Here is a 25,106-nt window from a genome sequence, read left to right as displayed (position 1 = left end):
CGCTGCTCAGAGCAGGATGTGCCGCGGGCGGCGGCGGTGTCCCTTGTCCTTGCGCACCGGACGGCTGTGCTGGGTCAGCTTCTGGAACTCGCCGACCTTGAGGATGGTGGGCTTGGAATACATGGCCACTCCTGGGAATCGGTGTTGCCCGGATTCGGTGTGGTGCACGCTGATCAACGCATTCCGATGTTATCCGCGGGGTGGGGTGGAAAACCATGTCGCGGACCGGGAAAAGGCTGCCGAGGAACCGTCGTGCGCTGCCGTCGGGAATGGGTGTTCCGGCTGGTCGGTGTCGCGGCGTGGTCGTGTTGCTCTCGTTCGGGTGGATTTTCGCCATTCGCCGCATCCGATTCTCGCCCGGCGCGCGAAAAGCCTCGCCGGACTGGTCCGGCGAGGCTGGTGGATCGAGCGGGTCGGGGATCGAGCGGATCGGGTCGATCGCGGAGATCGGGTGGATCGAGCAGATTCGGTTCGCGGAGATCGGCGGATCACCCGGGTCGCCCGGGTCGCACGGCGCCGTTCGCCGCGATCTCGCCCGATTCCAGCGCCACCACCGAATCCGCGGACCGGATGGTGGACGGCCGGTGCGCGATGACGAGCAGCGTGCACTCGGCGGAGACCTTCGCGATGGTCTCGGTCAGCGCCGCCTCGTTCGCGCTGTCGAGCTGCGAGGTCGGTTCGTCCAGCAGCAGCAACCGGGGCCGGGGCAGCAGCGCCCTGGCGAGCGCGACGCGCTGCCGTTCCCCGCCGGAGAGCAGGTCGCCGTGGTCGCCGACGGGGGTGTCGAGCCCGTGCGGCAGCCGTCGCACCAGCGGTTCCAGCGCGGCCAGCGCCACGACCCGCTCCACCTCCGCCGGGCTCGCGTCCGGGCGGCCGTAGGCGATGTTCTCGCCGAGCGTGCCGTGCATGATCGGGCAGTGCTGCTCGACGAGGCTGAGCTGCGCGCGGCATGCGGTGCGGCTCAGCTCCCGGGTGTCGTGGCCGTCGAGCAGGATCTCCCCGCGGTCCTGGTCGTAGAACCGGGCCAGCAGCGCGAAGATCGTGGACTTGCCGGCGCCGGACGGCCCGACCAGCGCGGTGTGCGTGTGGCGTGGCACCGCGAACGAGACGCCGCGCAGCACCGGCCAGTCCGGTTCGTAGCCGAACCACACGTCGCGCAGTTCCACCGCGGGCACCTCGGCGGCGACCGGTTCGCGCGGCACCGCGGTGATCGGCGCGTGGTCCTCCTCGACTGGCATCCGGGTGACGTCGTCGACCCGTTGCAGTGCGGCCATCCCGCGTTGCAGGGTGGCGAGCACGTCGAAGATGTTCGCCATCGGCGCGGCGATGTAGGTGACGTACAGCAGGAATCCGACGAGGTCGGCGAGCGAGGACGCGCCGCTGACCACGCGGATGCCGCCGACGACGAGCACCGCGATCAGCGAGGCGTGCATGGCCAGCGTCATCGCCGGGTTCACCACCGCGTCCCGCTTGGCCGCGCCGAGGTTCTGCCGGTACACCTGCCGCGCCAGGCCGCCGATGCGGTCCTGCTCGCGGTCTTCGGCGCGCAGCACCCGCACGGTGCGGATCGCGGAGAGCGCCCGCTCCAGTTCCGCGGTCATGCCGCCGAGGCTGTCCTGCGCGTCCTCCACGGACCGGCGGATCCCGGTGAGCAGCAACGTGGTCAGCGCCCCGATGGTGCCGATGATGGCCAGCACGATGAGGAACATGGCGGCGTCCAGCCAGATCATCATGGCGGTGCCGCCGAGCACCACGAACACGCCGACGACGACCTCGGACAGGTCGTAGGCGAGGGTGTCGCGCAGCAGGGTGGTGTCGCTGGTGGTGCGGGAGAGCAGGTCGCCGAGGCGGCGCTGCTCGTAGCCGCGCATCGGCAGCCGCAGCAGGGTGCGCACCACGCGCTGCCGCAGCCCCAGCACGATGCCCTCGCCGGAGCGCTCCAGCGCGTAGGCGGCGAGCGCGGTGATCACCGCTTCGCTGAGGAACACCACGGCCAGCAGCCCGATCAGCGGCAGGTACGGCTGCTGCCGGGAGAACGAGTCGATGGCGTGCCCGGCCAGCAGCGGCTGCACCAGGCCGAGCGCGGCGCCCAGCAGGGAGAGCACCAGGGCGAGCGCGATCGCGCGCTGGTGCCCGCGCGCGACCTGGACGAGGTCGCGGACGCCGACGCGACGTCCCGGTGCGGCCGCCTGATCCGGTTCGGGGATCTCGTCGTCGTCCGCGTCGTCGCTGCGCCGGGTGGATCGGAATGCTTGTAGCACGGGGCTCCTTCGTCGCTCGCGGGGTTCGTGCCGTGCGGGTCGTTCCGCACGGGATTCGTTCCTCGCGGGTCGGGTTCTTCTCGGGTCGTTCTGCGCAGGGGGTGGGCGACCTCAGCGGCGTTCTCGCTGCGGGGATCGTTGTCACCGGTGGTTCCGCCACGGGAGAGGACTCTTCGCAGGTCGCTCCGCTGCGCGGGAAACACTGTCCGCGCGGGAATCCCGCTGAGCACTCGCGCCGGTGCCGGGTGGTCCGGTGATCGGTGCTCAGCGGCTGCGCCGCGGACGGGACGAGACGGCGGCGCTCGGGACGTCGGGCGGATCGGGCTCGGGGTGTCGAGACCGCGTGGGGCCGGCTCGCTCGGCGGTGGTCAGCGCCGGCTGCCGCACGGTGGCGGCCGGGGGGTGGGTTCCGGATCGGCGTCCTCGCCGGTGATCAGGCCCCACCGGGTGGCGGTGGCGATGGCTTCGCTGCGGTTCCGGGACCCGAGCCGGTGGTAGATCTCCCGCACCAGCCGGTACATCTGCCGTTCGGAGTAGCCGGTGGACTTGGCGATGTCGGCGACGGGGTTGCCCATCGCGAGCCGGGTGAGCAGGTCGCGGTCGACGCCGGTGAGCTGCACCGCGCCGGGTGGCCGGCTCGGCCCGGTGCAGAGGGCGCGGGCGACGCCGCGGGGCAGCAGCACGTCGCCGCGCAGCGCCAGCCGCAGCACCGAGATGATCTCGTCGAGGTCGGCGTCCTGGGCGGCGGCGCCGTCCGCGCCGAGGCGCAGCACGGCCCGGTAGTCGTCCGGTCCGGCCGCGTCGAGCAGCGCGATCAGCACGCCGTCCGGCCGGGCGCGGCGGAGCGCGGCGAGGGCGGAGAGGTCGCGGCACGGCACTTCGACGAGGCAGGCGTCCCAGCCGGTGCGCTCGGCCGCGTCCGCCGGGGTCGATTCGCGCACCTCGAACGCGTCGGGCGCGGAGTTCCGCAATCCGAGGGCGAGGCCGCACCGGTAGGCGGGGACGCCGTGCGCGATGAGCACGATCGGATTCCGCGTGGTTTCGTCGCCGGAAACGCTGGTCCGCACCTTTCCTCCTCCGAATCGGCATGGCGCATCGAATTCGCACGATGCGGCCGAACAGTGCAACGAGCACTCCGTGGTATTCCCCGCCGGACGGGATCCGCTTTCGCGGGGGTGTTCTCGTCGCGATTCGGAGCGGCCGGGGTGTGGCCGGTCAAGTGCGTCGTGCTCCGCGATTCCGGGCAGCGCGCATCTCCCCATCGATGCGTCCGGAATTCGCCGGTTTCCCAGTTATGTCCACGTTACGCGAACCGGCGATACCCGGGTACGCCCCAACGGGTAATGAAATTCCTGCTCCGGAGTGACCTCCGCGCGGGTGGCGCGGTGTTTTCCCGCTCCGCTTCGCTTTCCACATTCCAGCGGGACATTTCCACCGCGCCTCCGGGCGCTGCGGGTCAGCTCCCGCCGGTGTCGCGCAGTTCGCCACCGGACAGGTGCAGCCGCCGCGGCACGTGGATGTCGGCGAGGAAGCGCTCGTCGTGGCTGACCACCACCAGCGCCCCTTCGTAGGCGGTGAGGGCTTCGACGAGCTGCCCGGTGCTGACCAGGTCGAGGTTGTTGGTGGGTTCGTCGAGCAGCAGCAGTTGCGGCGCCGGTTCCGCGCACAGCACGCACGCCAGGGTGGCGCGCAGCCGTTCCCCGCCGGAGAGCGCGCCGACGGGCAGGTGCATCCGGTCGCCGGCGAACAGGAATCGCGCGAGCACGTGCATGAACCGGGTCCGCGGCAGTTCCGGGGCGGCGTCCCGCAGGTTCTCGGCGGTGGAGCGGTCCAGGTCGAGCAGGTCGAGCCGCTGCGACAGGGACGCGATCCGCCCGTCGAACCGGGTGATCTCCCCGCCGTCCGGCACGAGGTCGCCGCTGATCAGCCGCAGCAGCGTCGACTTCCCGGAGCCGTTGCCACCGGTGAGCGCGATGCGCTCGGGACCGCGGATGGCGAGGTCGATCCCGTCGCCGAACAGCGCGCGGCCGCCGAGGTCCAGCCGGATTCCGGTGCCGTGGAACAGGGTTCGCCCGGCGGGCACGCGCGTGTCGGGCAGCGACAGCGCGAGCACGTCGTCCTCGCGCACCGCCCGGTTCGCCTCGTCGAGCCTGCGGCGGGCGTCGTCGACGCGCTGCCCGTGGGTGTCGTCGGCGCGGCCCGCGGATTCCTGCGCGCGGCGCTTGCGCGCCCCGGCGAGGATCTTCGGCAGCCCGGCGGAGTCGGCGTTGCGGGCCGCGTTGCTCGCCCGCCGGTCGGCGCGTTCGCGGGCCTGCTGCCGTTCCCGCTTCTCGCGCTTCAGCTCCTGTTCGGCGTTGCGCACGTTGCGCTCGGCCACATCGCGTTCGGCGAGCCGTGCCTGCTCGTAGGCGGTGAAGTTCCCGCCGTACCACCGGATCTCGCCGCGGTCGAGCTCGGCGATGCGATCCATCCGGTCCAGCAGCTCCCGGTCGTGGCTGACCAGCAGCAGGCAGCCGCCGAACTCGGCGAGCACCCGGTGCAGCCGGTCGCGCGCGTCCCGGTCCAGGTTGTTCGTCGGCTCGTCCAGCAGCAGCACGTCCGGTCGCTTGAGCAGCTGCGCGGCGAGCCCGATCGCCACCGCCTGCCCGCCGCTGCACGTGCGCAGCGTCCGGTCCAGCGCGATGTCATCGAGCCCGAGGCGCCCCAGCTCGGCGCGGGCGCGTTCCTCGACGTCCCAGTCCGAGCCGACGGCCGCGAAGTGCGCCTCGTCCACGTCGCCTGCTTCGATGGCCCGCAGCGCGCGCAGCACCGGCGCGATCTCCAGCACCTCCGCGACCGTGCGATCACCGCGCAACGGCAGGGTTTGCGGCAGGTAGCCGACCACGCCGTGCGCGGTGGCGGTCCCGGAGCGAGGGGTCAGCTCCCCGGCGATCAGCCGCAGCAACGTGCTCTTGCCCGCACCGTTCGGCGCGACCAACCCGGTGCGGCCCGGACCCGCCGTGCACGACAGGTCGTCGAACACCGGCGTGTCGTCCGGCCAGGAGAAGGTGAGGTGGGAACAGGTGATCAACGCATCGGCCATGGCGAGCTCTCCCGCGTCAGGCGGGCGCACCGCAACCGTGCTTCCGGCCTCGCGAACACCGGCGAGCCATGGGAAACCGGTGAGTCGGTGCAAACCGGTGAGCCAGGGCGGACTGGTGAGTCGGGGGAGCACGGGGCAGCGCCCGAGGAACGAACAGTGGTGGGGTACGACGACAAGCCCTCCGAACCGCCCGACCAGGGCAGGGGAGGTGCAGAGCACTCCGGCTCCGACCAGTTCTCGACCGGGCTTCCGCCCAGGGCCTCGAACCACGGTTCAACCGGGTCTCGAACCGGGCCTCACCCGGAGATGTCGTCCTCGCCCAGCACGTCGACCACTCCTCACCACGGGCCGCGATCCGGCCACCGACCAGCACCGTAACAGCGCCCACCCACCCGCGAAACCGAATTTCCCGCCACCGCTTCCGAGCGCCCCACCCCAGGTGAACGGCCCACCCGCCCGGCCACCTTGGCCCAACGGGCCACTCACCCGACCGGTTCCCGCGGTCGTTTCCGAGCCAGTCGCTTCAAGTGAGTGGCCCACTTGCCCAATCCCGTTGGTCCAACGGGCCACTCACCTGACAGAGTCCCGCGAAACCGGCTCCATGTAAGGCGAATGGAGATCCGTCCCTGCGTGCGCGGGGCTTACTCCGTGCGCCCGCACACCGGGCAAGTCACCGTCGGTACATCCCCGCGTGCGCGGGGCTTACTCGTCAGCAGTCGCACGGCGGTCCACGTGCCACGGTCCATCCCCGCGTGCGCGGGGCTTACTCGTCATGGGGACCGCTCCCCTTCAAGCGTTCGGGGTCCATCCCCGCGTGCGCGGGGCTTACGGACCGAAGAACTCCACTGGCTCCACCCCGAACGGTCCATCCCCGCATGCGCGGGGCTTACCCTTTTTGAACTGGGGTTTTATGTGGAGGTGTGCGTGTTTTCGTTCGGTGGGTGGTGCATGGGTGGGTGCCGGCTGGGGTGTGGTCAGCGGTCGTAGGTGCCGGTTTTGAGATCGGCTAGGAACGTGGTCCAGGCGTGCGTGGGGAAGGGGAGTACCGGGCTGCGGGCGCCGAGTTTGCTGTCCCGGATGGCGGTGCGGCCGGGAAGGTTCGCTACTTCGACGCACTGGCCGTTCGGGGTGCTGTAGGAGCTCTTGCGCCACACCGCGTCCGCTGAGCCGTGGTCGTCCGAAGCACGCGTGTTCAGCTGGGTCACGTGAACTCCTCTGGTCGCAGGACTCTCGGGTGTTCTGCGGCGTCCCCAGGCGTGCCGAGTTCTGGGTTGGCGAGGCCCACCCGGGACATTCCGGATGGGCCTGCCCGAAGCGATCAGCGGTCGAAGGCGCCGCTCTTGACCGAATCGAGGAACGTCGACCAGGTGCCGTCGCCGAAGGGCAGTACCGGACCGGTCTCGCCGAGTTTGCTGTCTCGGACACCGGTCAGACCCGGGATCGAGGCGATCTCGACGCAGGCTCCGCCCCCACCGTTGCTCCTCGTGCTCTTGCGCCACGTCGCCTGGCTGAAGTCCGGGGCGTTCATGCTCCGCTCCCTATCGTGCTCGCAGCTCCCCGGCGATCGACTCGATGAACTCCCTCGAAGCCGCCGGGGACAGCGCTTTGTCCTGTAGAGCGCCGAAGTTCAGGCTATACGACTCCACCGCGTCCGGGTCCTCCACATAGACGCATCCGGTCAGGTGCTCGGAGAAGGCGACATCCGGGTCTTCCGCCGCGGCGAAGCCCAAGATGATGAAAGGCGATCCCATCGCCGGGGTTGCTCCTGCTGCGAAGGGCAGCGCCTGAATCTCGATGTTAGGCAGCTTCGACATCTCGACGAGATGCCCGAGCTGTTCCTGCATGACCTCGGCGCTCCCCACCTGCTGGCGCAATGCGGCTTCATTGATCACTGTCCGCACCGAGACGGGTTCGTCGCCGAGGAGCCCCTTCTGGCGTTCTGCGCGGAGATTTGCGCGATCGCGGGTTACCGAGTCGTCCGCGCGAGGAACCCAAGCCTGGACGAGCGCGCTGGCGTACCCGTCGGTCTGGAGCAACCCCGGGATCAGATCGATGGCGAACTCGTGTACGTGGTCGGCTTCCGCTTCGAGTCCGACGTATTCGCTGAAGTTGTTCGCCAGGCTGTCGCCGTAGCTCTGCCACCAGCCGCGCTGACGGGCTTGCAGCGCCAAGGCGACGTACTGATCCCGTTCGGCGTCGTTGACGCCGTAGATCGCGGCGAGCGCGAGCACTTCGGCCGGGCCGGGGATCTGGTCGGCGTTCTCGAAGCGGCTGACCTTCGCCTTGGACCAGTGCAACGCGGCGGCGACGTCGTCCTGGCGCATCCCGGCGGCCTCGCGCCACGCCAGCAGGCGGCGAACCACCTTGCGCAGCCGCACTGTCGGGCTCACACGCTCCACCACGAACTCCTCGACCTCGGTTGCCACGTCGACCAGCAGCGTACGGGGCGGTTCTTCCACGACTGCACCCTCCTTGGATGAAACGGACGTCCCACTATCGGGTCGTTGCGTGAATGAGAGTTTCACTTCACTATGGTTCCAAGCTTCGAGGTGATCGAACTCCGAGGCAAGACCCCGATCCGGGCACAGGCGATTCCTTCAGCCGTCCGGGTACCGATCACCCGTCCGAACCCCATTGGTGCGAGGAGATAACCGCGATGAACACGCATCGCAGGCTCAAGGTGAATGGCCCACCCGCCCAGTCTCGTTGGGCGAATGGGCCACTCACCTGGTCGACATTTCCGCTTGATCGGCTGCTGCTGAGTCGTTGAGAGTCCCGGCCGGGTGTGCCCCGACCCCGGCCGGGTGGACCGGTGCTCGCTAGTGCCCCTCGGCGGGTGCCGGTCGCGGGCCGGACGGCGTGCTTCCCCGAGCGCCGCCCGGACACGCCCGGCCGCACGATCCACCCCTTCCCCCGAGATCGTGCGGCCGGTTCCCTCGCTTTCCCTTCGCCTGCTGAGGAAATCCCATGATGCTCAGGTCCTACGGGCTGCCCTGCGCCTGGCACTACCTCCCGGAACGGGACATCACCGTGCGGTGGGGTCGGCCCGATCCGGTGTTCACCGTGCACCGGGGCGACCGACGTGGCGAACGCGGCGACCACGCGCTCATCGACACCGTCGCCGTCACCCAGCCCTGGATCGACGACAACGACGTAGCCCGAAAAGCCCGCCACTGGGCCAGAACCCACCCACGATCCCGGGAACCCGGATGAAAGAACCACCACGAGCCGCACCGAACCGGCCGCGCCCGGGAGACCTCGCGAAACCAGGCCGCACCGGCTACACCCGCCACCTGACCGGCCACCTCCAGCACGACACAACCCCGGCGACGACCCTCTACGCCCGAGTACTGGAAGGCCTCCGAAAACTCTGATCGGCCATCAACACGCCCCGCATGCGCGGGGCTTACGTCAACGTCGCCATCCACCGCTTCCGGGTCGCCGGCCCATCCCCGCATGCGCGGGGCTTACCTTATGCCCGCCGAGGGATTCGAACCCCCAACCGGCCCATCCCCGCGTGCGCGGGGCTTACTGGGTTGGTCAGTTCTCGTTGGTGTCGCTGGACGGCCCATCCCCGCGTGCGCGGGGCTTACCCTTTGCGAGCTGGGTTTTTGTTAGGGGTGTTGGCCAAAAATCGGACACTGGGTCGGTGTCATGCCGTGGGTCGGGTCGGGGCGAGGGTGAGGAGGCCGCAGCCGTAGGCCTTGGCTCGGCCGATGCCGTCGTGCAGGGCCGCGGTGAAGGCTTCCGGGTCGACCACGTCGAGGTGGCCGTCGAAGCGGACCGGGGAGATCGTGATCTTCCGGCGCCCGTCACCCCCGTCGGCGGCCTTCTTGCGGCCGACCAGTTGCGGGCTCGGCGTGGGCGCCACATCCGGGCCGTGCGAGGTGCCGGGGATGCGGAAGCCGTGCCGTTCTCCTTGCGCGGCGAGCCAATCCAGCTGCCGCTCGGGAGTGCGCACCGGCACCCGCTTGCCGCGGCCGCGGTGTCCGGGGACTCCGCCGTCGGGGTGGATGCTGCGGGTCGGGCTCGCTACCAGCCGGAACGCGAACCTGCGGCCTGCGCGGATCGCGTCCGACACGGGTTGCAGGCAGCGCACCTGGGCGCGGGCGCGCAGGTAGCCGTCCGGCAGCACCGCCCAGTCGGGGTGAGTGCGGCTCTGCACGTACAGCACGTACCCGCGCCCGGCGTTGTCCAGCCGCCACAGCACCCCGTGTTCCTCCCGCGCCTGCAATTCCGCCGGCAGCGCGGGAAAAGCGGACAGCACCGTGCGGTGCATGTCGTGCACGTCGGCGTAGTCGCGGCGGAACGCCCGCGAGGTGACGTCGACCTCGAGCCTGCTCAGGAACACGCCTCGGCCCCTTTCATCGCTTCGGTGAGCACCACGTGCCCGACGCGGACCGTGCGCGACTCGAACCGCCGGTCGTCGTTCGCGAACGACAGCGGGTGATCGTGGCGCAGCTCGGCCTCCGGGTCGGATGCGGGCACGTCGACGACGGTGCGCAGCAGCTCCGCGCCGTCGGCAGGGGACACCTGGTGGCGCTGCTCGAACCGGTTCTCCAGCCACGGGTGGGTTTCCAGCACCTCCAGCAGCGGCTGCTCGACGATGCCGGTGCCGCGGCGCGTGCTGTGCCCGTCGGTGCCGATGAGCGGGCTGGCGGGCACGAAAGCCTTGCGGCCGAAGAACAACGGCCACCGCGGACGCCGCACCGCCTCGGCCAGGTCCGCGATCAGGTCCGTCTTCCCGTGCAGCGCCACCAGGAACAGCGCGTCCGCCAAGTAGTAGCGCTCGCTCAGCACCGTCCGCGGCGACGTGCCGTCCGACACCGGGACGTTCGACGCGGTGTGGAAGTCCCGCTCCACCAAGCCTTCCCGGTCCACCCGGACACCCATCCGCAGCGCCGCCAGCTCCGCGATCCGCGCGGTGTCCTCGCGCGCCACCCCGCGGGCCGACGCCAGCAGGCCCACGATGCCGGACTTGGTGGGCTCCGCGGCCGTGTCCCGGCTGGTGAACCGGGACCGCACACCCCAGGACTGCATCGGCGCGTCGATGCGCAGCGCCAAAGTCGCCTCGGTCACCGGATCACCCCAGCGCCCCGGCGAGCGTGCGGCGGACCAGCTCGCCGACCGACGCCGCCTGCTCCGACTCGGCCAGGTCCAGCGAACCGGTGACCGCCGCACCGGTGACGGTGCGGATCGGCTCCTCGTCGTAGAAACCGCGCAGCCGGTTGAAGTGCTCGATCATCCGATCCGTCGACTTCACCAGCACGTCCTCGCCGCGCACCGGGTTCAGGAACGCGTTCGCCAGGTTCCACGCGCCGTGGTCGCGCACCACCGTCAGCAAGGTCTCCGGGGTGGTGCGGGCCGCGGTCGAGTTCTGCTTGCCGCTCGGCGTGGCCGAGATGAACGCCCGCAGCCAGGCGTTCGCCGCGCGCTCGGCGAGTTCCGCGTCCCCGCCGAGGTTCTCGGTCAGCTTCGCCACGTCCAGGTTCGCGTAGCGGTAGTAGCAGGCCGCGTTGAAGTCGACCGTGCCGATCATGTCGGCGCCCGACTCGTCGTCCGGCTGAAGATCGTCGACCGCGGTGTAGTAGTCGAACTCGGTGACCACCGGATGGGTGGACAACGCGTGCGCCACTTGGGAAGCGGCGTCCACGTTGAAGTCCTTGTTGTCGGCGATCAACCGGCCGAACAGCGCCACGTCGGCGACCCGGCGCGCGTTCAGGATGTCCCGCGCCCGCTCCGTACTCTCTTTGCTGGGCTTGATCTTCGGCAGCTTCTCCTGTGCCTTCTCGCGCTGAGCTGCGCGGTCTGCGAACGCCTCCCTGTGTTCCGCACAGAACTCAGCGAGCTCCGCGCCCGCCTCCTGACCCACGAACAGCAGGTACTCGGTCAGGTCCCGCTTCGCGACGCCGAACCCGAGCTCGTACAGCGCCTCCCGTACCACGTCCGCGGTCCCCGGATCGGGGTCGGCATCGCCGTCCAGCCCGTCCAGCTTCCGCGCCGCATCCGCCAGCAGGCGCTTCGTGCGCAACCCGGTCTCCGACACGTCCAGGCCGTACTTGGGGAACTCGCCGCGCGCCGACCGCTTCAAGCACTGGCTGGAGATCCGTCCACGTTGGACACCGCCGAAGGTGACCGACTTCGGCTGGCCGACGTCGTCGCGGTTCAGGTTGCTGACCGGGAACGACTGGAGCAGGTGCAACTCGATGATCACTGATCTGTCCCTTCGAGGGAGGTCGTGGTGACGTACCTACCGCGGTGGAAATCGCGCGCCCACCGCATGCGGACCTGGAAAGCGCCCTGGCTGTGCAGGCGGGCGTGCTGGACCATGATCAAATCAGTGAGGAGAGGGTGGAGGTCCACCGCGAGGTCGTGCGCGCCGACGAGCTGCACGGCCTGGCGGGCGTAGTGCACCAGCCCTTCCGCGGAGGTCGACAGCAGCTGGCGCAGCCGAGCCTCCGCGGAGTCCTTGCTCTCCAGCCGCCCCAACGCCTCTCCGATGGGGTAGCGCCTGGCCGGGTTCACCGGGTTGATCGCGTAGAGCCCCGCCGTCAGCAGCCAGAACTGCTCTTCCCGCTCCGGCGGCTCGTGCCGGTGCACCAGTTCCAGCGCCGCCGGACGCAGGTCCCCGGCCAAGGCCCGGCGCAGCTCTGCGAGCGTCGCCCGTGCCCCCGCGACGTCGTTCGCGAGGTCGTCGCCGAGCCGGTACACGTCCCGGATGAACGCCCGGCGGGCGTCCTGCACGTCATCACTCATCGTGCTCCTGTCCCGAGTCCCAGGTGGCGTCGAGGTCGGTCCGGTATTCGCGGTGCAATCGCTCCGAGTGGAAGTGGAACCACGACTCCGGTTCGGCCAGCGCGAGCAGCTGCCGGCCCGACTCCCGCGGCAGGTTCCACACCCAGGTCCGCACCGCCTGCTCCGAGATCCGCCGCACGCACTGCGCCCACTGCTCGAACGGGTCGAACAACGCCCGCTGCGCGGCGGCGGGACTCGGGTGCTCGGCGGCGAGAGCGGCACCGACATCGCGCAGCACCACCCCGAACGGCGCCGACAGCTCCGGCCAGTACCACTGAGCGAGGGCGCTGCGGCGTTCGGCATGCTCCATGGCGAGCGCGAACGCCGCCTCGTACTTCTTCTCCATCCGCTCCAGCGCCCAGCCGATGTTGTCCGCCAGGTCCACGGCCAGCCCCAGCAGCGGTCCGACGCGGTCGTCGGATTCGTCCGCTCGCAGCAGCGAGACCGGTGCCGGAATGGACTCCTGCAGCCAGGTGTGCACCACCGCGGCCTTATTGCCGAGAGCCTGCCCATAGATTCGCAGCGTGTAGACGGCGTCATCCGGCGCGTTCGCCGCCACGTGGTCCAGCACGCGCGGCCGGTGCCGCGGGCTCTCCGGTGTCGCTGCCAGTAGCAATTCCCTGCAGTACCGCCACGACCCGCGCAGCTCTTCGAGTCGGATTGGCCGCAGCCCACCAGTAGGGCGCCACTCCTTCTTCCTGTTCTGCTTCATCGGCTGCCGGAACGCGGCCTGATGCTCCGCTTCGTGCAACTCCTCGGTGAACCGGTCGCCGGGGGTGATCACCGCGCCGTCCACGTACGGCTCGCCGCCCCGGTCCACGGCGCGCAGCAGGACCCGGCGGGACGGCCAGGTGAGCAGGTCGGTCCAGCCGCGCGGAATCCGGCTCTTGATCGGCTCGGGGCTCGGCGGCTCGTCGAGTTCCCACTGTGGGCGGTCGTGCTCGGTGGTCCCGGCCGGTTTGCCGCGTCCGGGCGCGTAGACCTGCAGGTTCAGCAGCAAGGTCTCCTTGAGCGTGGCGCCCTCGACTACGACGGCGCCGAAATGGTTACACAGACCGCGTTCGGACGACTTGTCCTTGTGGAACGGGGTCTTCAAACCGCCGGTGTCGTAGGCCTGCAAGGCCACCATCCAGCGGGCCGCCGCGGCCGCCGGAACCTCCACATGATCTCGCGAGGTGCTGTGGTGGAACAACGTCGCATTGCTGCCGGAGGACGTCGGCATCAGCAGCTGCTTCGCCGAACCCATCGCCTTCTCGGCGAGACCCGGGCATTGCAGGAACGGGCGCGGCCCGAACAGGTCGAAGCGGTCGCCGAAATCCTGCTGGTACTTCTCCAGCTCGTCGCGCGGCAACTCCCGCGCAGACCACAACGATTCCCATCGCCGCGTGTTCGGAGGTCCGTACACGCGGTGCGCCAGTGCTAACAGCAGACGGTGCAGCGCAGCCGTCATTACCGGGGCCTCAGTCTCGATCCACCGCAGCTTGTGTGCTTGCCGTAGAACGTCGGCCAAACCGAGGGTTGCGGAGCGTCCGTCAGGGCGGACTACCGGAACCCACGGCTCCACCAGGAGGTTGAAAGTCACTGAGGCCCCTTCGAAAACCAAGGTTCCGACTCGGTTGACATTGGTGTTAGCGCGAGACCGGCCGTTCACCGGTCCCGCGCTGGCAACGTGCACCGTCCCTGCGTGCGCAGGGCTGGGTCCCCTACTTCGCACTAGAAAGGGCCATCCCCTGTGCCAGGGGCACGGACGACGTTAGCAAGCAGCCTGATCGCCAAGCATGCCTGGATGAGACGCCCCCTACATCGGAGTAGAACTTCGTGTGGTTCACTGATCGTGATGGAAGCCGATACTAGGGGGCACGATGTCAGGGCGCGCCGAGTCGTTTGCGTTCGGGTTTCAACGCGGAGAGCGTTGGTGGGCGTGGCTCAAGATCGAGAACCGGGATGTGACGCTCAGCCTGCGGGTCCCACCACGCTTCTGGCGCCGGGTGCTTGCGTGGGGCGCAGGTGTCGGCCTTGTAGTGGTCGAGTGGGCCGTGATCGAAGGGTTTCTGCTGACGATTTAGTGGAGCTCTCGCACCAGCAACCCGTGCTCCGGATCGTGCTCGAACCGCCACCCGGCGACCACCGCGATCCCGTCCTGGAGCAGCAGCGGGCGGTGCTCGGTGAGCCAGCCGCTGAACGCGAAGCAGTCCGGGACCGGCAGCTCCTCCAGCGCCGCGAACGCCGCCGGTTCCAGGTCCTCCGGCACGGCCAGCCGGACCGTCGAGCCCGCCAGCTCCGCGACGAGCTCCACCGCGAGCTCGGCGGATTCGAGGTCCACCGGTGTGCCGCGTCCCGTCACCGGCCCGGCCGCCGTCGTCCACAGCGGGACCAGCGCGATCTCCGGCAGGAACGGGGAGAACTCGTGGTCGGGATTCATCGCTCCTCCGGTCGCCGGTTCTTGCTGCGGGTCCGGGTTCGGCTGCCGGGGCGTTCGGTGAGGTCGTGGAGGGCGTCGTCCTCGTCGCTGCGCGGCACGCACACCACCTCGCCGTGGTAGTGCGCCTTGGTCTCGGTGTGCTCGTGCTTCGCCAGCGCCGTCGTTTCCCGGCTGCTCTCGTAGACGGCGCGGACCAGTTCGCCGACATCGGTCGGCAGCGCGATGCCCGTGCGCCCCGCCAGGACGCCCGCGGTCAGCTGCAGCAGGTGCGGCGCATGGGGGTGCGTGGTGGCGCGGGGCAGGCGGATCTCCTGCCGACCGGCGGTTCGTGCGCTCGCGAGCTCCGTGATGCCGACCTTCGCCGTGCCCCGCGGCTTCCGACGGTGCAACCGGCCCAAGCGCTGGACGAGCAGGTCGATCGGGCACAGATCGGTGACCAGCACGTCCACGTCCAGGTCCAGGTTCTCCAGCACCGAGGTACCCACGACGATCACCCGGCCGGTGGACGACCCGTCGGGGCCCAGGAGTTCGTGCAGGCGCCGCTCGGTCTCGGCGCGGCGTTCGTCCGGGCCGGTCAACGTGATCACCTCGGCGTCGGGGTCGAAGCTCCGCAGTTCGTCGGCGGTGGCCGTGACCTGGGATACGACGCTGTGCACGATCATCGCGGCGCCCCGCTCGCCGAGCTCGTCGAGCACCCAGCGGCAGTGGTCGCCGCGCTCCAGCTCGACGACCTGCACGTGCCGCGGCTGCTGGCCGGACTCCACCGGCACCGGTTCGGCGCGCTCCACCGCATCCACCCAGTTCAACTGCCAGCCGTCGCCCGCCGCCACCGGTTCGGGCTCGGCGACGGGCTCGACGCGCGCTCCCGCCCGCCACTCGGCGAGCAGCCGTTCCCGCCGCCGCGCCGTCAACGTCGCCGACATCAGCACCACCGGGATCTCCAGCCGACCGCACCACCACAGCAGCCGCTCCAGCAGCCGCGAGGTGTAGGTGGTGAACGAGTGCACCTCGTCGACCAGCAGGACCTTGCCGGACATGGCCGTCAGCTGCACGAACGTGTGCCGGGAGCGGACCACCGCCTGCAACGCCTGGTCGAGGGTGCCGACGCCGACGGGAGCCAGCACGCCGTGCTTCCGGGCGAACCACTCCCGGGCGTCGGCGCGGAGTTCCCACGACTCCTCGTGGTCCACACCGATGTCGAACGGCTCGCACCGGTGCTCGGCGCGCACCTGCTGGTAGCCGTCCCCGTGCGCGGGCACCGCGCGCAACGGGGAACCCGTGCGGGCCAGCACCTCGTTGAACTCGTCGTAGCAGGACTTGATGGTGGCGCGGGTCGGCATCGCCGCGTACACGCCCGACAGATCCAACCGCCGCACCAGCGCGGCCGCCGCCTGGATGCCCGCTTTCGTCTTGCCCTCACCGGTGGGCGCCTCGATCACCAGCACGCCCGGCCGGGTGCGGGAGGCGACGAGCTGCGCCACGGCCCGCTGCAACCCGCGCGGCCGCACGCCGAACATCTCGGTGAACCCGATCCGCTCGGGGCGCCACCGGGTCCAGCCGAAACCGTCGACGAGCTCCCGGGCGATCCGCCGCGATTCCCGGTGGTAGGCGTCCAGGTCCGGCACCTCCGGCCGCCACGGGAACCGCTTGCGGTCCGAGGCGATCCAGTCGCTGACCGTCGTGAGACCGGCCAAGCCGATCTGCGCGGGCAAGGTCCAGCTCGTCTCCCGCCACGGGGCCTCCGCGAGCGGCGGCAGGCCCCACAGCTCCGCGAGCCGGTCCGCCGTCGCGTCCCGCAACCGCCACCACTGCGCGCTCCCGACGTGCGCGCGCATTCTGGTGGACTCCTTGCGCGTGTCGGAGTCCGGCACCCAACCGTGGTGCCCGCCCAACACTTCGGCGAGCACGTCGCCCGCTGCCGCCGCGCCCCACTCGGCCAACCGGGTTCCCAGGTGCACCGCGGTGACCCGGTCGTGCGTGAGCTCCCGGCGCCTGCCCGGGACGGTCGCTTCGACCACCCGATCCAGATCGGGCACCGCCGCCGGTCCCAGCCGTCCGACGGCGATGTCGTAGCACCGCACCTGGAAGCTCGGCGAGATCTTCCCCAGGTCGTGCAGCCCGCACAGCACCGCCGCCCACGCCACCGGATCACCGAGCGGTGCCAGCGCGCGCTCCAGATCCGTCCGCGCCCGCGGCCCCAGCAGCACCGGGAACAGCAGCTCGGCGACCGCCGCCGTGTCGATCAGGTGGCAGATCACCGGATGCGGCTTCCCCGTGTGGCCCTCCTTGCCCCACGCCGCGGTGAGCGTCGCGAGCAGCCCGTCCGCCATGTCCCCTCCGATGCCGAGTCGCACCGGATCATGCCGCACCGCTCCGGCGCGCGTGGCGGACTTCGGGTCGCGGGTCGCGGTCAGATCCAGAACGGCGGGTCGCCGGGCTTCGCGCCCTTCGACAGGAACTGCATGTCGTCGTGGACCGTCCTGCGCGCTTCCAGCCACGCCTCGTAGCGCGGGGCCAGCCCGTCGCCACCTTCGCCGCGCCTGACCTGGTCCCGGTAGACGTGCAGCTCCCGCTTCGGCATCTCGGCGACGCGGCGGATGTAGTCGGCGACCGGCACGCCCTCGGTCTCGGCCGCAAGGGTCAGGACTCGCAGTGCGTCCGGATGTATCTCGGAGATCCGGTCCAGGCGGATCCGGTAGCGGATCGGCGATCCGTCCTGGAGTTCGTCCTCGAACCAACCGTCGTCGTGCGTGCGCCGCGACATCGTTCCCCCCGCCGTGCGACCGCCGCGGTCGGGCCGGTCCCGACGTCCAGCAGTGCCGCTCGAATGATGGTCGGCGGCAGGCACGGCACGACAGGGCCGACCGGGTGCGCTGCCGACGGCGCCGGGCGAGCCGGTGGGAGACCGTCCGCACCCGGCGTGATCTCGGCCCGGGCAAGGCCGCGCGCGTGCGGGGCGGGGCCGTCGGCAGGGTGATGTGCCCGGGTCAGGACAGCTTCCGGTACCACCGTCCCGGCGCCTTCAGCGCGAGCGGATCAGCCTCCGACCCGCGGAGCTCACCGTGGCATGCGTCTCCCCGTGCGGGTTCGCACCCCGAGCCGGGGCGGCGATTGGCAAGATCGACCGGGTTCCGAACGACCGGTGGGTGTGGTGTTGGGCGAGATGATGGACGCGCGCGCGAATGTTCTCGAAGTGGACCGCTGGCTGCGAGTGGGCGCGGTGCCACCGGAAGCTGCCGGGTACGTGCCGATGGTCGCGGTGGACGAGCCGGGACTCCTGGCCGCGGGGACGACGCTGTTCCACGGCGACGGATTCGGGAAGACCGCCACCGTCGTCGATCAGGTGGAGCGAGCCTGGATAACCGGCAAGGTGGACCTGCTGGTGTGGGTGGAGGCCGGATCGCGCGAATCGATCCTGTCCACCTACGCGATGGCGGCGGCGAAACTGGGGCTGCGCTCCGGTCGTGGCCCGGAGCGGGATGCCGTGCGCTTCCTGGAGCACCTGGCGGCATCCGCTTGCTGCTGGGTGGTGGTGTTGCACGACATCGCGAGCCCGGAGGTCCTCGAAGGACTGGTCCCGCCTGCGGGTGGTCGAGTGTTCGCCACGTCGCGGATCGGGCCGGACGAGATCGCCGAGGTGCTGCCCGACGTCACGGCGATCGAGCTGCCCGGGCCGATCGATCCGGAGCGACACCTGACGGCGAGGGGAACCGGCGGTACGAGCGACGACATGTCGGCCGTCTCCCGGACGTGGGGCGACGACCCGCTCGCCCTCGCGATGATCGCCGCCTACCTCCGGCAGAACCCGATCGGCCACCAGGAGTACTTCGAGCGGTTCCAGGCCGAAGGCGGCTCGCCGAGCGCCTTCCCCACGCGCAGCGCGCTCGCGCTCGCGAGCCGCACGGATCCGCTCGCGAGCCGGCTGGCGGACCTCCTGTCCGCCACCGACGACCACGGGGTCCCGGTCGAACTCATCACCAGCGAGCCCGTGCTGCGCTACCTGCGCCAGGACTCCGATGTGGACCCGAGCCCGAACGACGTGTCGGCGGCACTCCGCGTCCTGCGCGACCTGGAGCTGCTCACCGAGAAGCAAGACATCATCCGGTGCTACCGGGGTACGCGCCGCGTCCGGTGGGAGGACCTGCCGGAGGCGGAGCGAGGCCCGGTCGTCACCACGATCGCCGACGGCCTCGTCGAGATCGTCGCCGACGCGGACGCCGCCGGGCATCGGATGTTCCGGGCCAACATCGCGTTCCTGCTCGGTCTCGGCGACCACCTGATCCGGCCCGAGGTGCACGACGCCGTCGGGGAAGTGGTGCAGAGCCTCGGGGACCACGGGCTCGGCGCCGCTCAGGCGGACTTCCTCCGCCGGATGGCGACGCGGTGCACCGACCTGCGCGGCCCCGACGACCTCTCGGCGAAGCTGCTCCGCACCATGGCGGACGCGGAACGAGATCGTGATCCGGAAGCCACTCGTGCCGCCCTGGAATCGGCGTTGACCGCAGCGAACATCGAACCCGGACCGGACCACGACCAGACCGTCGAATGCCGGGAGGCGCTGCTCGACGTCCTCGACGGACTCGGTGCCGCCGCCGCAGCGGTGGAGGTCGCCGCGCACGCCCGCGACTCCCGGTCACGTCGGCTCGGGCCCGGGCATCCGGACACCGTCGCGGCTTCCCTGGACGTGGCGAGGCGTCGGCACGAGCTGGGCGATGCCGCGGCGGCGCAGGGCGAATGGGACGCGCTGCTGAGCGAACGAGCACCGGAATCCGATGATCCGGGCGCGACCGAAATTCAGGTGCACCGCCACCGGATCGGCGTGCTCACCCACGGGGACCCGGACCGGGCGCGGGCGGAGCTCAGCGAGCTGATCAGCCGGGCGGAAGCGGCACTCGGCGCGGAACATCCGGTCACTGCGGACTGCCGCGAAGACCTCGCGGGCGTGCCGGGAGGAGATCCGGCGGAGAACCTGGAGCTGCTGGCGCGGGTGGTCGTCGACCGCACCCGCGCGCTCGGCCACTCGGCCCCCGACACGCTGCGAGCTCGGCTGCACGCCGCCCGGCTCCGGGAGGTGTTCGACACCACCGGCGCGCTGGTGGAGTTCGACGGCCTGCTGCCGGTGCTGCGCGGCGCGCTGGGCGCGGCGCACGCCGATTCGGTGTTCGCGGCCCAGGAGATCGCGGGGTTGCGGTGCGCGTCGGGTGACCACGCGGGCTCGCTCGCCGCGCAGCAGGAGCTGATCCGGGAGCTGGAGCGCGAATGCGGCACGGAACACCACCAGACGTTCGCGGCCCGCGACTACGCGGCGGATCTCCGAGGCTGGTGCGGCGATCCGGTGGGAGGGCAGCAGGAACTCGACCAGCTGGCGTTCGACCTCACCCGCACCGTCGGCCCCGCGCACGTGCAGACCGTGCACGTCGAGCGGAAGGCGGCCGTGCGGCTCGGGGAGAACGGCGACCCGCACGCCGCGGCGGACCGGTTGACCGCGCTGGCCGAGCGGCTCGCCGCCGAGGCCGACTGGGCGGGGACGGCCTCGTTCGAACTCCGCGGCGAGCTGGCCTGGTGGCAGTCCGCCGCGGGCCGATCCGAGGAGGCGGTGCGGACCAGCGCCGCACTGTTCGACGACGTCTGCGCCGCGTACGACGAACACGATCCGCGGCGGACGCCGTACCACCAGAGCATCGCGCAGTTCCGCGGTTGGGGCGGAGATCCGGCGGCGGCCGCGGCGGAGTACCGGCGCGTGCGGGACGCACAGCTCGCCTTCCAGGCGGTGGATCACCCGGACGTGCTACGCACCCGCTACGCACTGGTGGACTGGACCGGCTGGGCCGGGGATGCCGCGGGCGCGGTGGAACTCGCCGAGGAGCTCGCCGTGGACTGCGCGCGCGCACTCGACGCCGACGATCCGACGAAGCTGGGCGTGGACGGGGCGCTGGCGACGTGGCGCCGCGCGAACGGAGATGCGGTCGGCGCAGCGGAGCAGTACGCGGCGCTCGCGGCCGACCACGCGCGGGTTTACGGCCCGATCGCGTCCAGCACGATCTGGGCCGCGGACTCGGCCGCGCAATCGTGGGCCGCCGCGGGTGACTTCGCCGCGGCCCGGCGCACGTACGACGAACTGGTGATCAGGCTCAACAGCATCGCGGGCCCGGACCACCCGGAGACAGTGGACGTCCGGCACCTGCGGGCGATCTGCGGCGCGGCATCGGACCCCGCGGCGGCGGTGGCGGACCTCAAATTGCTCGAACGGGACGCGACACGGGTGCTCGGCGCGGCGCACCCGGACACGCTGCGCGTGCGCCGGGACCTGGCGGAGATGTGGGCCGCGGCCGGCGATCCGCGCCGTGCGATTGCAGAATTCGACGAACTCGCGGTGGTCCGGGTGGACGCGTTCGGTCCGGACCACCCGGACCTCGACGAGCCCGCGCCGGGAACCCGCGGGACCCCTGGCAGCGCTGCCGCTGCGGCCGCCACGCTCGACGGGGTCGTCGCCGCACTGGAGGTCGATCGCGGCCCGGGCAACGCCGTGGTCGCCCGAGGCGTCGCGGCCGAATGGCACGGATTGGCCGGGGATCCCGCCGGAGCGGCGTCGGCTCTCCTGGAAGCGACCGCAGTGGCGGAGGACTTGCTCGGCGCCCGTAACCGGAACGTGATCCGGTTGCTCGACCGGCTCGCGTACTGGCACGCCCGCAACGGGAACCACGCCGCGGCAGCCGAGGTGCACCGCCGAGTCCTCGACTCGAAGGGGCGGAGCAGCTTCCCTGATCGGAACGAGATCGCGCACCACAGCCTGTCCATCGCGATCAACCTCGATGCTGCCGGTGACCGAGCCGAGGCGGTGCAGGCGTTCGAAGACTGGGCGGAGCGGAGCACCGCGTTGTTCGGAGCGACGCACCTGCGGGCGCTCGACGCCTGGTCCGTCGTCGTGGAGCACCGAGGCAACAGCGGCGACGTGGCAGGCGCTGCGTCGCTGGCCGCCGCGCGGGGAATCCCGGTCCAGACGTACCCGCGCCCGCGCCCGCGTCCGCGCACCGCGCAGGAGCTCGCCGCGCACGAGCGGCTCGCCTACTGGTGCGCTCGAGGTGGGGAGGCGGCGGCCGCAGCACAGCTGTACCGCGAGACCGCGCTCGGCTGGGCCGCGACCGCCGGACCCGACGATCCCGACGCGCTGCGCACCAGGGAACTGGCCGCCCTCTCGCTCGGGGACAGCGGCGATGTGGCGGGCGCCGCCGCACTGCTCGACTGGGTGCTGGCCGACCACGAGCGCGTCTACGGCGCGCGCCATCCCGTCACCGAAGCCGTGCGCGAACGCCGGATGCTCCGAGCCGACTAGCGGAGCGGCCCACCCGCCCCGGGTGGGCCGCTCCTCGCATCAGTAGAGCTTCCGGTAGCCCTCCTGGAGTTCGTGCTCCAGGTGGGCGGGGTCGATGTCGAGGCCGGATTGGGCGGCGGCGATCTCGCCGGGGGAGGGGATTTCCGCCGCGAGGGATTGGCTTTCCGGGTTCCAGAGCCGGGAGCGCAGCAGGGCCCGGCCGCAGTGGAAGAACACCTGCTCCACCTCGACGATGATCGCGAACATCGCCTCCTTGCCCTCCACGCGCATCCGGGCGAGCACGTCCGGATCATCGGTGGGGTAGCCGCTCCCGTTGATGCGCAGCACCTCCACCACGCCGGGCACCAGGAACAGCAGGCCGATCCCGTCGTTCTCGGCGAGGTTCCGGAACGAGTCCGCGATCTTGTTGCCGGGCCGGTCCGGGATGGCGAGCGTGCGGTCGTCGAGGACCTTCACGAAACCGGGGTAGTCGCCGCGCGGGGAGCAGTCGGCGCGCCCCTGCGCGTCCGAAGTGGACATCGACAGGTACGGGGAGTGCGCGATGAACCGGTGCGCGTGCGCGTCGACCCGGTCGCCGCCCTTGAGGGCCTTCACCACGTCGTCGGGTTCGCCGAGCCGAGCGCGCAGCTCCGCCATCGGTACTCGTCGTGGCCGGGTGCCGGCGAGCGTCATCCGGGGCTCCTTCCGCAGCGGTGGTGGCGATGTCTTCGCAGGTCGTGCCATGATTATGAGCAATTGTTCGGTTCGCGCGCCACTCGCTTTCGCGCCGGCCCAGGGAGGTTCCGTGAGCTCCGGAGAACGACGTCTGCGACCTCGGAAGACGCCGCGCCAGGTGCGCGCGGAGCTCACCAGGGAACGCATCCTCACCGCGGCTGCTCATGTTTTCACCGAGCACGGCTACGCGGCGGGCACCACGAACCGGATCGCGGAGCGGGCGCGGATCTCGATCGGCTCGCTGTACCAGTACTTCCCGAACAAGGACGCGATCCTGGTGGAACTGCTGACCAAGCACCTCGACGACGGCATCGCGGCGACCCGCGCCCACCTGGCCGCGCAGCAGCCCGCCACGGTGGAAGAGGCGGTGCGCGGGTTCGTGCGGGCCGCCATCGAGAACCACCTGGACGATCCGAAGCTGCTGCGCGTCATGTTCGAGCAGGCGCCGCGTTCGCAGGCCCTGCTGGAGAAGATCGAGCGGCTGGAGCGGGAACACGTCGCTCGCGCTCGCGAGCTGATCGAACGGCACCCGGAGGTGCGGGTCGGCGATCCGCGGACCGCGGCCCGGCTCGTTGTGTCCACAGTGGAACTCGTGGTGCACCAGCTGATCTCTTCGGCCGACCCGATCGACGTCCCCCGCTTCGAGGACGAGCTGACCACGATGCTCACCCGCTACCTCACCGGCGGACCGCTGCGGTGAGGGGCCGGGGTCGGTTCGGCGCTGTGGTGAGGGGTCGCCGGGGTAGCCCGGCGCGGTGGAGGGACCTGGTGCCGCGTTGAGCCGCCGTCGGGGTCAGCCCTCTCCCGCGGATCAGCCCCGCGCTGCGGTGCGGCGCCGTCGGGGTCAGCCCGAGCCCACGGATCAGCCCCGTGCCGCAGTGCGGGCCCCCGGAATCAGCCCAGCGCCGCGGTGACCGCTCGGGCGGTGAGCTCGTCGAGGGTGGTGGGCTGCTGGCCGCGCTCCAGGGGGAGTTCGCCGGTGACCGAGGCGCCGAGCACCTCGCGGATCTCGCCGGTGCCGTAGAAGGCGCGGACCTGGCCGAAGTACTCCACCAGCCGCCGGGCCGAGCCGGTCACCGGGTCGGCGCCGGTGATCGGGTCCAGGAACGCGTTGATCAGGTTCCACGAGCCGTGCTCGCGCACCACGGCCAGCACCACTTCCGGCAGGGTGCGAGCCGCGGTCGGATTCGGCCGCGCGTCGGGGACGGCGTGCACCAGCGCCCGCAGCCAGGCGTTCGCAGCGCGGTCGGCCTGCTCGCGGTTCCCGCCGAGGTTGGCGGTGAGCTTCGCCAGGTCCAGGCGCGCGTAGCGGTAGTAGCAGGCCGCGGCGAGTTCGGTGGCCCGGCCGGGTTCGGCGGCGGTGTCGGCGGAGTGCGTGGACAGCGCGTCCGCGATCTCGCAGGCCGGTTCGGCGGTGAAGTCCTCCGCGGTGGACGGATCGCCGCCGAACAGCGCGACGTCGATCGCCTGCCGGGGCGCGAGCACCCGCGCTGCGGCCTCCCGCTGCTGGGCGGCGGTCTTCACGTTGGCCAGCAGCAGTTCGTCCTGCCGCGCCTGCTCGGGGCTCTCCGCGTTGGCGATGATCTTCTTGCGGCGGGTCGCGCGGTCGGCGTACTCCTCCCGGTTCTCCAGGCAGAACCGGGCGAGGCGCTCGCCGGCGCGTTCGGCGGTGAACACCACCGAGCGGGTCAGGTCGCCGCCGTCGAGGCCGAGGCCGAGCTCGTAGAACGCCTCCCGCACCAGCTCCTCGGTGTCCGCGCCGGGTTCGTCGGCGCAGCTCGCCGCGTCGATCCAGCGGCCCGCCTCGGCGATCAGCTCCCGGGTGGAGATCCCGGCGTCGGCGAGGGGCAGGTCCTGCTCGGCCAGCAGGTCGCGGACCGACCGGCGCAGGTAGCGGGCGGGGAGCTGCTCCCGGGTGACGTTGCCGAAGGTGGCGTGCCGGGGGCGGTCCGCCTCGTCCCCGCCGAGCTCGGTGGCCGGGACGGAGTGGAGCAGGTGCAATTCCACGATCATGGGACGTTCCTCCGGGAGTGGGCTCGCGGGAGCGCGGCAGGCGTCGCGAACCACCGCGCGGGTCGGACGGGCGCACCGATCGTGCGCGGGGACGGGCAGTTCGTGGGTCCGGACCCGTGCCGCGGTGGTGCCGGGGAGCGTTGCGGGCGGGCCGTGCGGCGGCTCGTCCAGCAGGCCGGAACTCACTGGCTTTCCTCCGGGCAGGAAGGGGTGCGACGGGGAGTCGGGGACCATCGGCTGGCGGAGTGCTGCGGGTCGCGTCGCTCCTGCGGCCGGTGGGGTCATCGGTTCTTCCGCTCGGCGAAGCGGCGAACCTGGTGCACTCCTCGCTGAGTGCGTTCCGGAATGCGACCTCGATCGACGGTAGCAAGCCCGGCTCGCGCTGCCAACGGGCCCCTCGCAGCGCCGTGACCTGCGGGAATCATGGCTCACTGGTGCCGGGAACATCGGATGACCGAGCGTCGCGGGGAGCGCGTCCTGCGACGA

General features: G+C 71.2%; 20 protein-coding genes and 1 CRISPR repeat array. Of the genes, 3 read left to right on the top strand and 17 right to left on the bottom strand.

Annotated features, from left to right (window positions below; all coding sequences use genetic code 11):
- Positions 1-6: 6 nt before the first annotated feature.
- From AC29IT_RS17955 to AC29IT_RS17925, 7 genes are all read right to left on the bottom strand, one after another.
- Positions 7-123, bottom strand: a complete 117-nt coding sequence (locus tag AC29IT_RS17955; protein ID WP_224962311.1) for a lasso RiPP family leader peptide-containing protein — start codon at positions 121-123, stop codon at positions 7-9.
- Positions 124-488: 365 nt separating this feature from the next.
- The gene (locus AC29IT_RS17950; protein ID WP_488219519.1) at positions 489-2,261 is read right to left on the bottom strand and encodes an ABC transporter ATP-binding protein; all 1,773 of its coding nucleotides are present in this window, start codon (positions 2,259-2,261) and stop codon (positions 489-491) included.
- Positions 2,262-2,629: 368 nt separating this feature from the next.
- A complete protein-coding gene (locus AC29IT_RS17945; protein ID WP_358440531.1) occupies positions 2,630-3,328 on the bottom strand; it encodes a helix-turn-helix transcriptional regulator in 699 nt (232 codons plus the stop codon).
- A 389-nt stretch (positions 3,329-3,717) separates the two neighbouring features.
- Entirely contained in the window at positions 3,718-5,343 is a 1,626-nt protein-coding gene (locus AC29IT_RS17940) for an ABC-F family ATP-binding cassette domain-containing protein (RefSeq protein ID WP_488219518.1), read from the bottom strand.
- A gap of 617 nt (positions 5,344-5,960) precedes the next feature.
- A CRISPR array of direct repeats spans positions 5,961-6,233; the repeat unit is 28 nt; unit sequence GGTCCATCCCCGCGTGCGCGGGGCTTAC.
- An 84-nt stretch (positions 6,234-6,317) separates the two neighbouring features.
- Positions 6,318-6,548, bottom strand: a complete 231-nt coding sequence (locus tag AC29IT_RS17935; protein WP_488219517.1) for a DUF397 domain-containing protein — start codon at positions 6,546-6,548, stop codon at positions 6,318-6,320.
- A 113-nt stretch (positions 6,549-6,661) separates the two neighbouring features.
- The gene (locus AC29IT_RS17930) at positions 6,662-6,871 is read right to left on the bottom strand and encodes a DUF397 domain-containing protein (protein WP_488219516.1); all 210 of its coding nucleotides are present in this window, start codon (positions 6,869-6,871) and stop codon (positions 6,662-6,664) included.
- A 10-nt stretch (positions 6,872-6,881) separates the two neighbouring features.
- The gene (locus AC29IT_RS17925; RefSeq protein ID WP_488219515.1) at positions 6,882-7,802 is read right to left on the bottom strand and encodes a helix-turn-helix domain-containing protein; all 921 of its coding nucleotides are present in this window, start codon (positions 7,800-7,802) and stop codon (positions 6,882-6,884) included.
- Between the two features lie 508 nt (positions 7,803-8,310).
- On the opposite strand from AC29IT_RS17925, the gene AC29IT_RS17920 reads away from it, so the two are divergent.
- Entirely contained in the window at positions 8,311-8,556 is a 246-nt protein-coding gene (locus tag AC29IT_RS17920; RefSeq protein WP_488219514.1) for a hypothetical protein, read from the top strand.
- A gap of 439 nt (positions 8,557-8,995) precedes the next feature.
- Here the strand turns inward: AC29IT_RS17920 and cas6e are convergent, their stop codons facing one another.
- The 8 genes from cas6e to AC29IT_RS17880 all read right to left on the bottom strand — a co-directional run bounded on the left by cas6e (position 8,996) and on the right by AC29IT_RS17880 (position 17,324).
- Positions 8,996-9,694: a type I-E CRISPR-associated protein Cas6/Cse3/CasE gene (gene cas6e / locus AC29IT_RS17915; protein ID WP_488219513.1), complete on the bottom strand. Its 699-nt coding sequence runs from the start codon at positions 9,692-9,694 to the stop codon at positions 8,996-8,998.
- Positions 9,685-10,422, bottom strand: a complete 738-nt coding sequence (gene cas5e, locus AC29IT_RS17910) for a type I-E CRISPR-associated protein Cas5/CasD (protein WP_488219512.1) — start codon at positions 10,420-10,422, stop codon at positions 9,685-9,687. The genes cas6e and cas5e overlap by 10 nt, the downstream gene beginning before the upstream one ends.
- Positions 10,423-10,426: 4 nt before the next feature.
- Positions 10,427-11,557 carry a type I-E CRISPR-associated protein Cas7/Cse4/CasC gene (gene cas7e / locus AC29IT_RS17905; protein WP_488219511.1) on the bottom strand — a complete coding sequence of 377 codons (1,131 nt, stop codon included), beginning with the start codon at positions 11,555-11,557 and terminating at the stop codon, positions 10,427-10,429.
- On the bottom strand, positions 11,554-12,099 hold the full coding sequence (locus AC29IT_RS17900) for a type I-E CRISPR-associated protein Cse2/CasB (RefSeq protein WP_488219510.1): 546 nt from the start codon (positions 12,097-12,099) through the stop codon (positions 11,554-11,556). The genes cas7e and AC29IT_RS17900 overlap by 4 nt, the downstream gene beginning before the upstream one ends.
- Positions 12,092-13,702, bottom strand: coding sequence for a type I-E CRISPR-associated protein Cse1/CasA (casA, locus tag AC29IT_RS17895; protein WP_488219509.1), 1,611 nt, complete (start codon positions 13,700-13,702; stop codon positions 12,092-12,094). The genes AC29IT_RS17900 and casA overlap by 8 nt, the downstream gene beginning before the upstream one ends.
- A 498-nt stretch (positions 13,703-14,200) precedes the next feature.
- Positions 14,201-14,560, bottom strand: a complete 360-nt coding sequence (locus AC29IT_RS17890; RefSeq protein ID WP_488219508.1) for a hypothetical protein — start codon at positions 14,558-14,560, stop codon at positions 14,201-14,203.
- Positions 14,557-16,890, bottom strand: a complete 2,334-nt coding sequence (gene cas3 / locus AC29IT_RS17885; protein ID WP_488219507.1) for a CRISPR-associated helicase Cas3' — start codon at positions 16,888-16,890, stop codon at positions 14,557-14,559. Before cas3 ends, AC29IT_RS17890 begins: the two co-directional genes overlap by 4 nt.
- An 80-nt stretch (positions 16,891-16,970) precedes the next feature.
- On the bottom strand, positions 16,971-17,324 hold the full coding sequence (locus tag AC29IT_RS17880) for a hypothetical protein (protein WP_488219506.1): 354 nt from the start codon (positions 17,322-17,324) through the stop codon (positions 16,971-16,973).
- Between the two features lie 378 nt (positions 17,325-17,702).
- Here AC29IT_RS17880 and AC29IT_RS17875 point away from each other — a divergent pair, with 378 nt between their 5' ends.
- Positions 17,703-21,893 (top strand): tetratricopeptide repeat protein, encoded by a 4,191-nt coding sequence (locus tag AC29IT_RS17875; protein WP_488219505.1) that lies wholly within the window; start codon positions 17,703-17,705, stop codon positions 21,891-21,893.
- A gap of 39 nt (positions 21,894-21,932) precedes the next feature.
- Here AC29IT_RS17875 and AC29IT_RS17870 read toward each other — a convergent pair whose 3' ends face one another.
- Positions 21,933-22,565 carry an MSMEG_1061 family FMN-dependent PPOX-type flavoprotein gene (locus AC29IT_RS17870; RefSeq protein ID WP_488219504.1) on the bottom strand — a complete coding sequence of 211 codons (633 nt, stop codon included), beginning with the start codon at positions 22,563-22,565 and terminating at the stop codon, positions 21,933-21,935.
- A gap of 112 nt (positions 22,566-22,677) precedes the next feature.
- Here AC29IT_RS17870 and AC29IT_RS17865 point away from each other — a divergent pair, with 112 nt between their 5' ends.
- Positions 22,678-23,307 carry a TetR/AcrR family transcriptional regulator gene (locus AC29IT_RS17865; protein ID WP_358440487.1) on the top strand — a complete coding sequence of 210 codons (630 nt, stop codon included), beginning with the start codon at positions 22,678-22,680 and terminating at the stop codon, positions 23,305-23,307.
- A gap of 194 nt (positions 23,308-23,501) precedes the next feature.
- Here AC29IT_RS17865 and AC29IT_RS17860 read toward each other — a convergent pair whose 3' ends face one another.
- Complete coding sequence (locus AC29IT_RS17860; RefSeq protein ID WP_488219503.1) at positions 23,502-24,620, bottom strand: type I-E CRISPR-associated protein Cas7/Cse4/CasC; 1,119 nt, start codon at positions 24,618-24,620, stop codon at positions 23,502-23,504.
- Between the last annotated feature and the right edge of the window lie 486 nt (positions 24,621-25,106).

It is taken from the genome of Saccharopolyspora sp. MMCC62 (assembly GCF_057736575.1).
The sequence above is the reverse complement of the archived record's forward strand: the minus strand, read 5'-3'. Positions and strand labels throughout refer to the sequence as shown.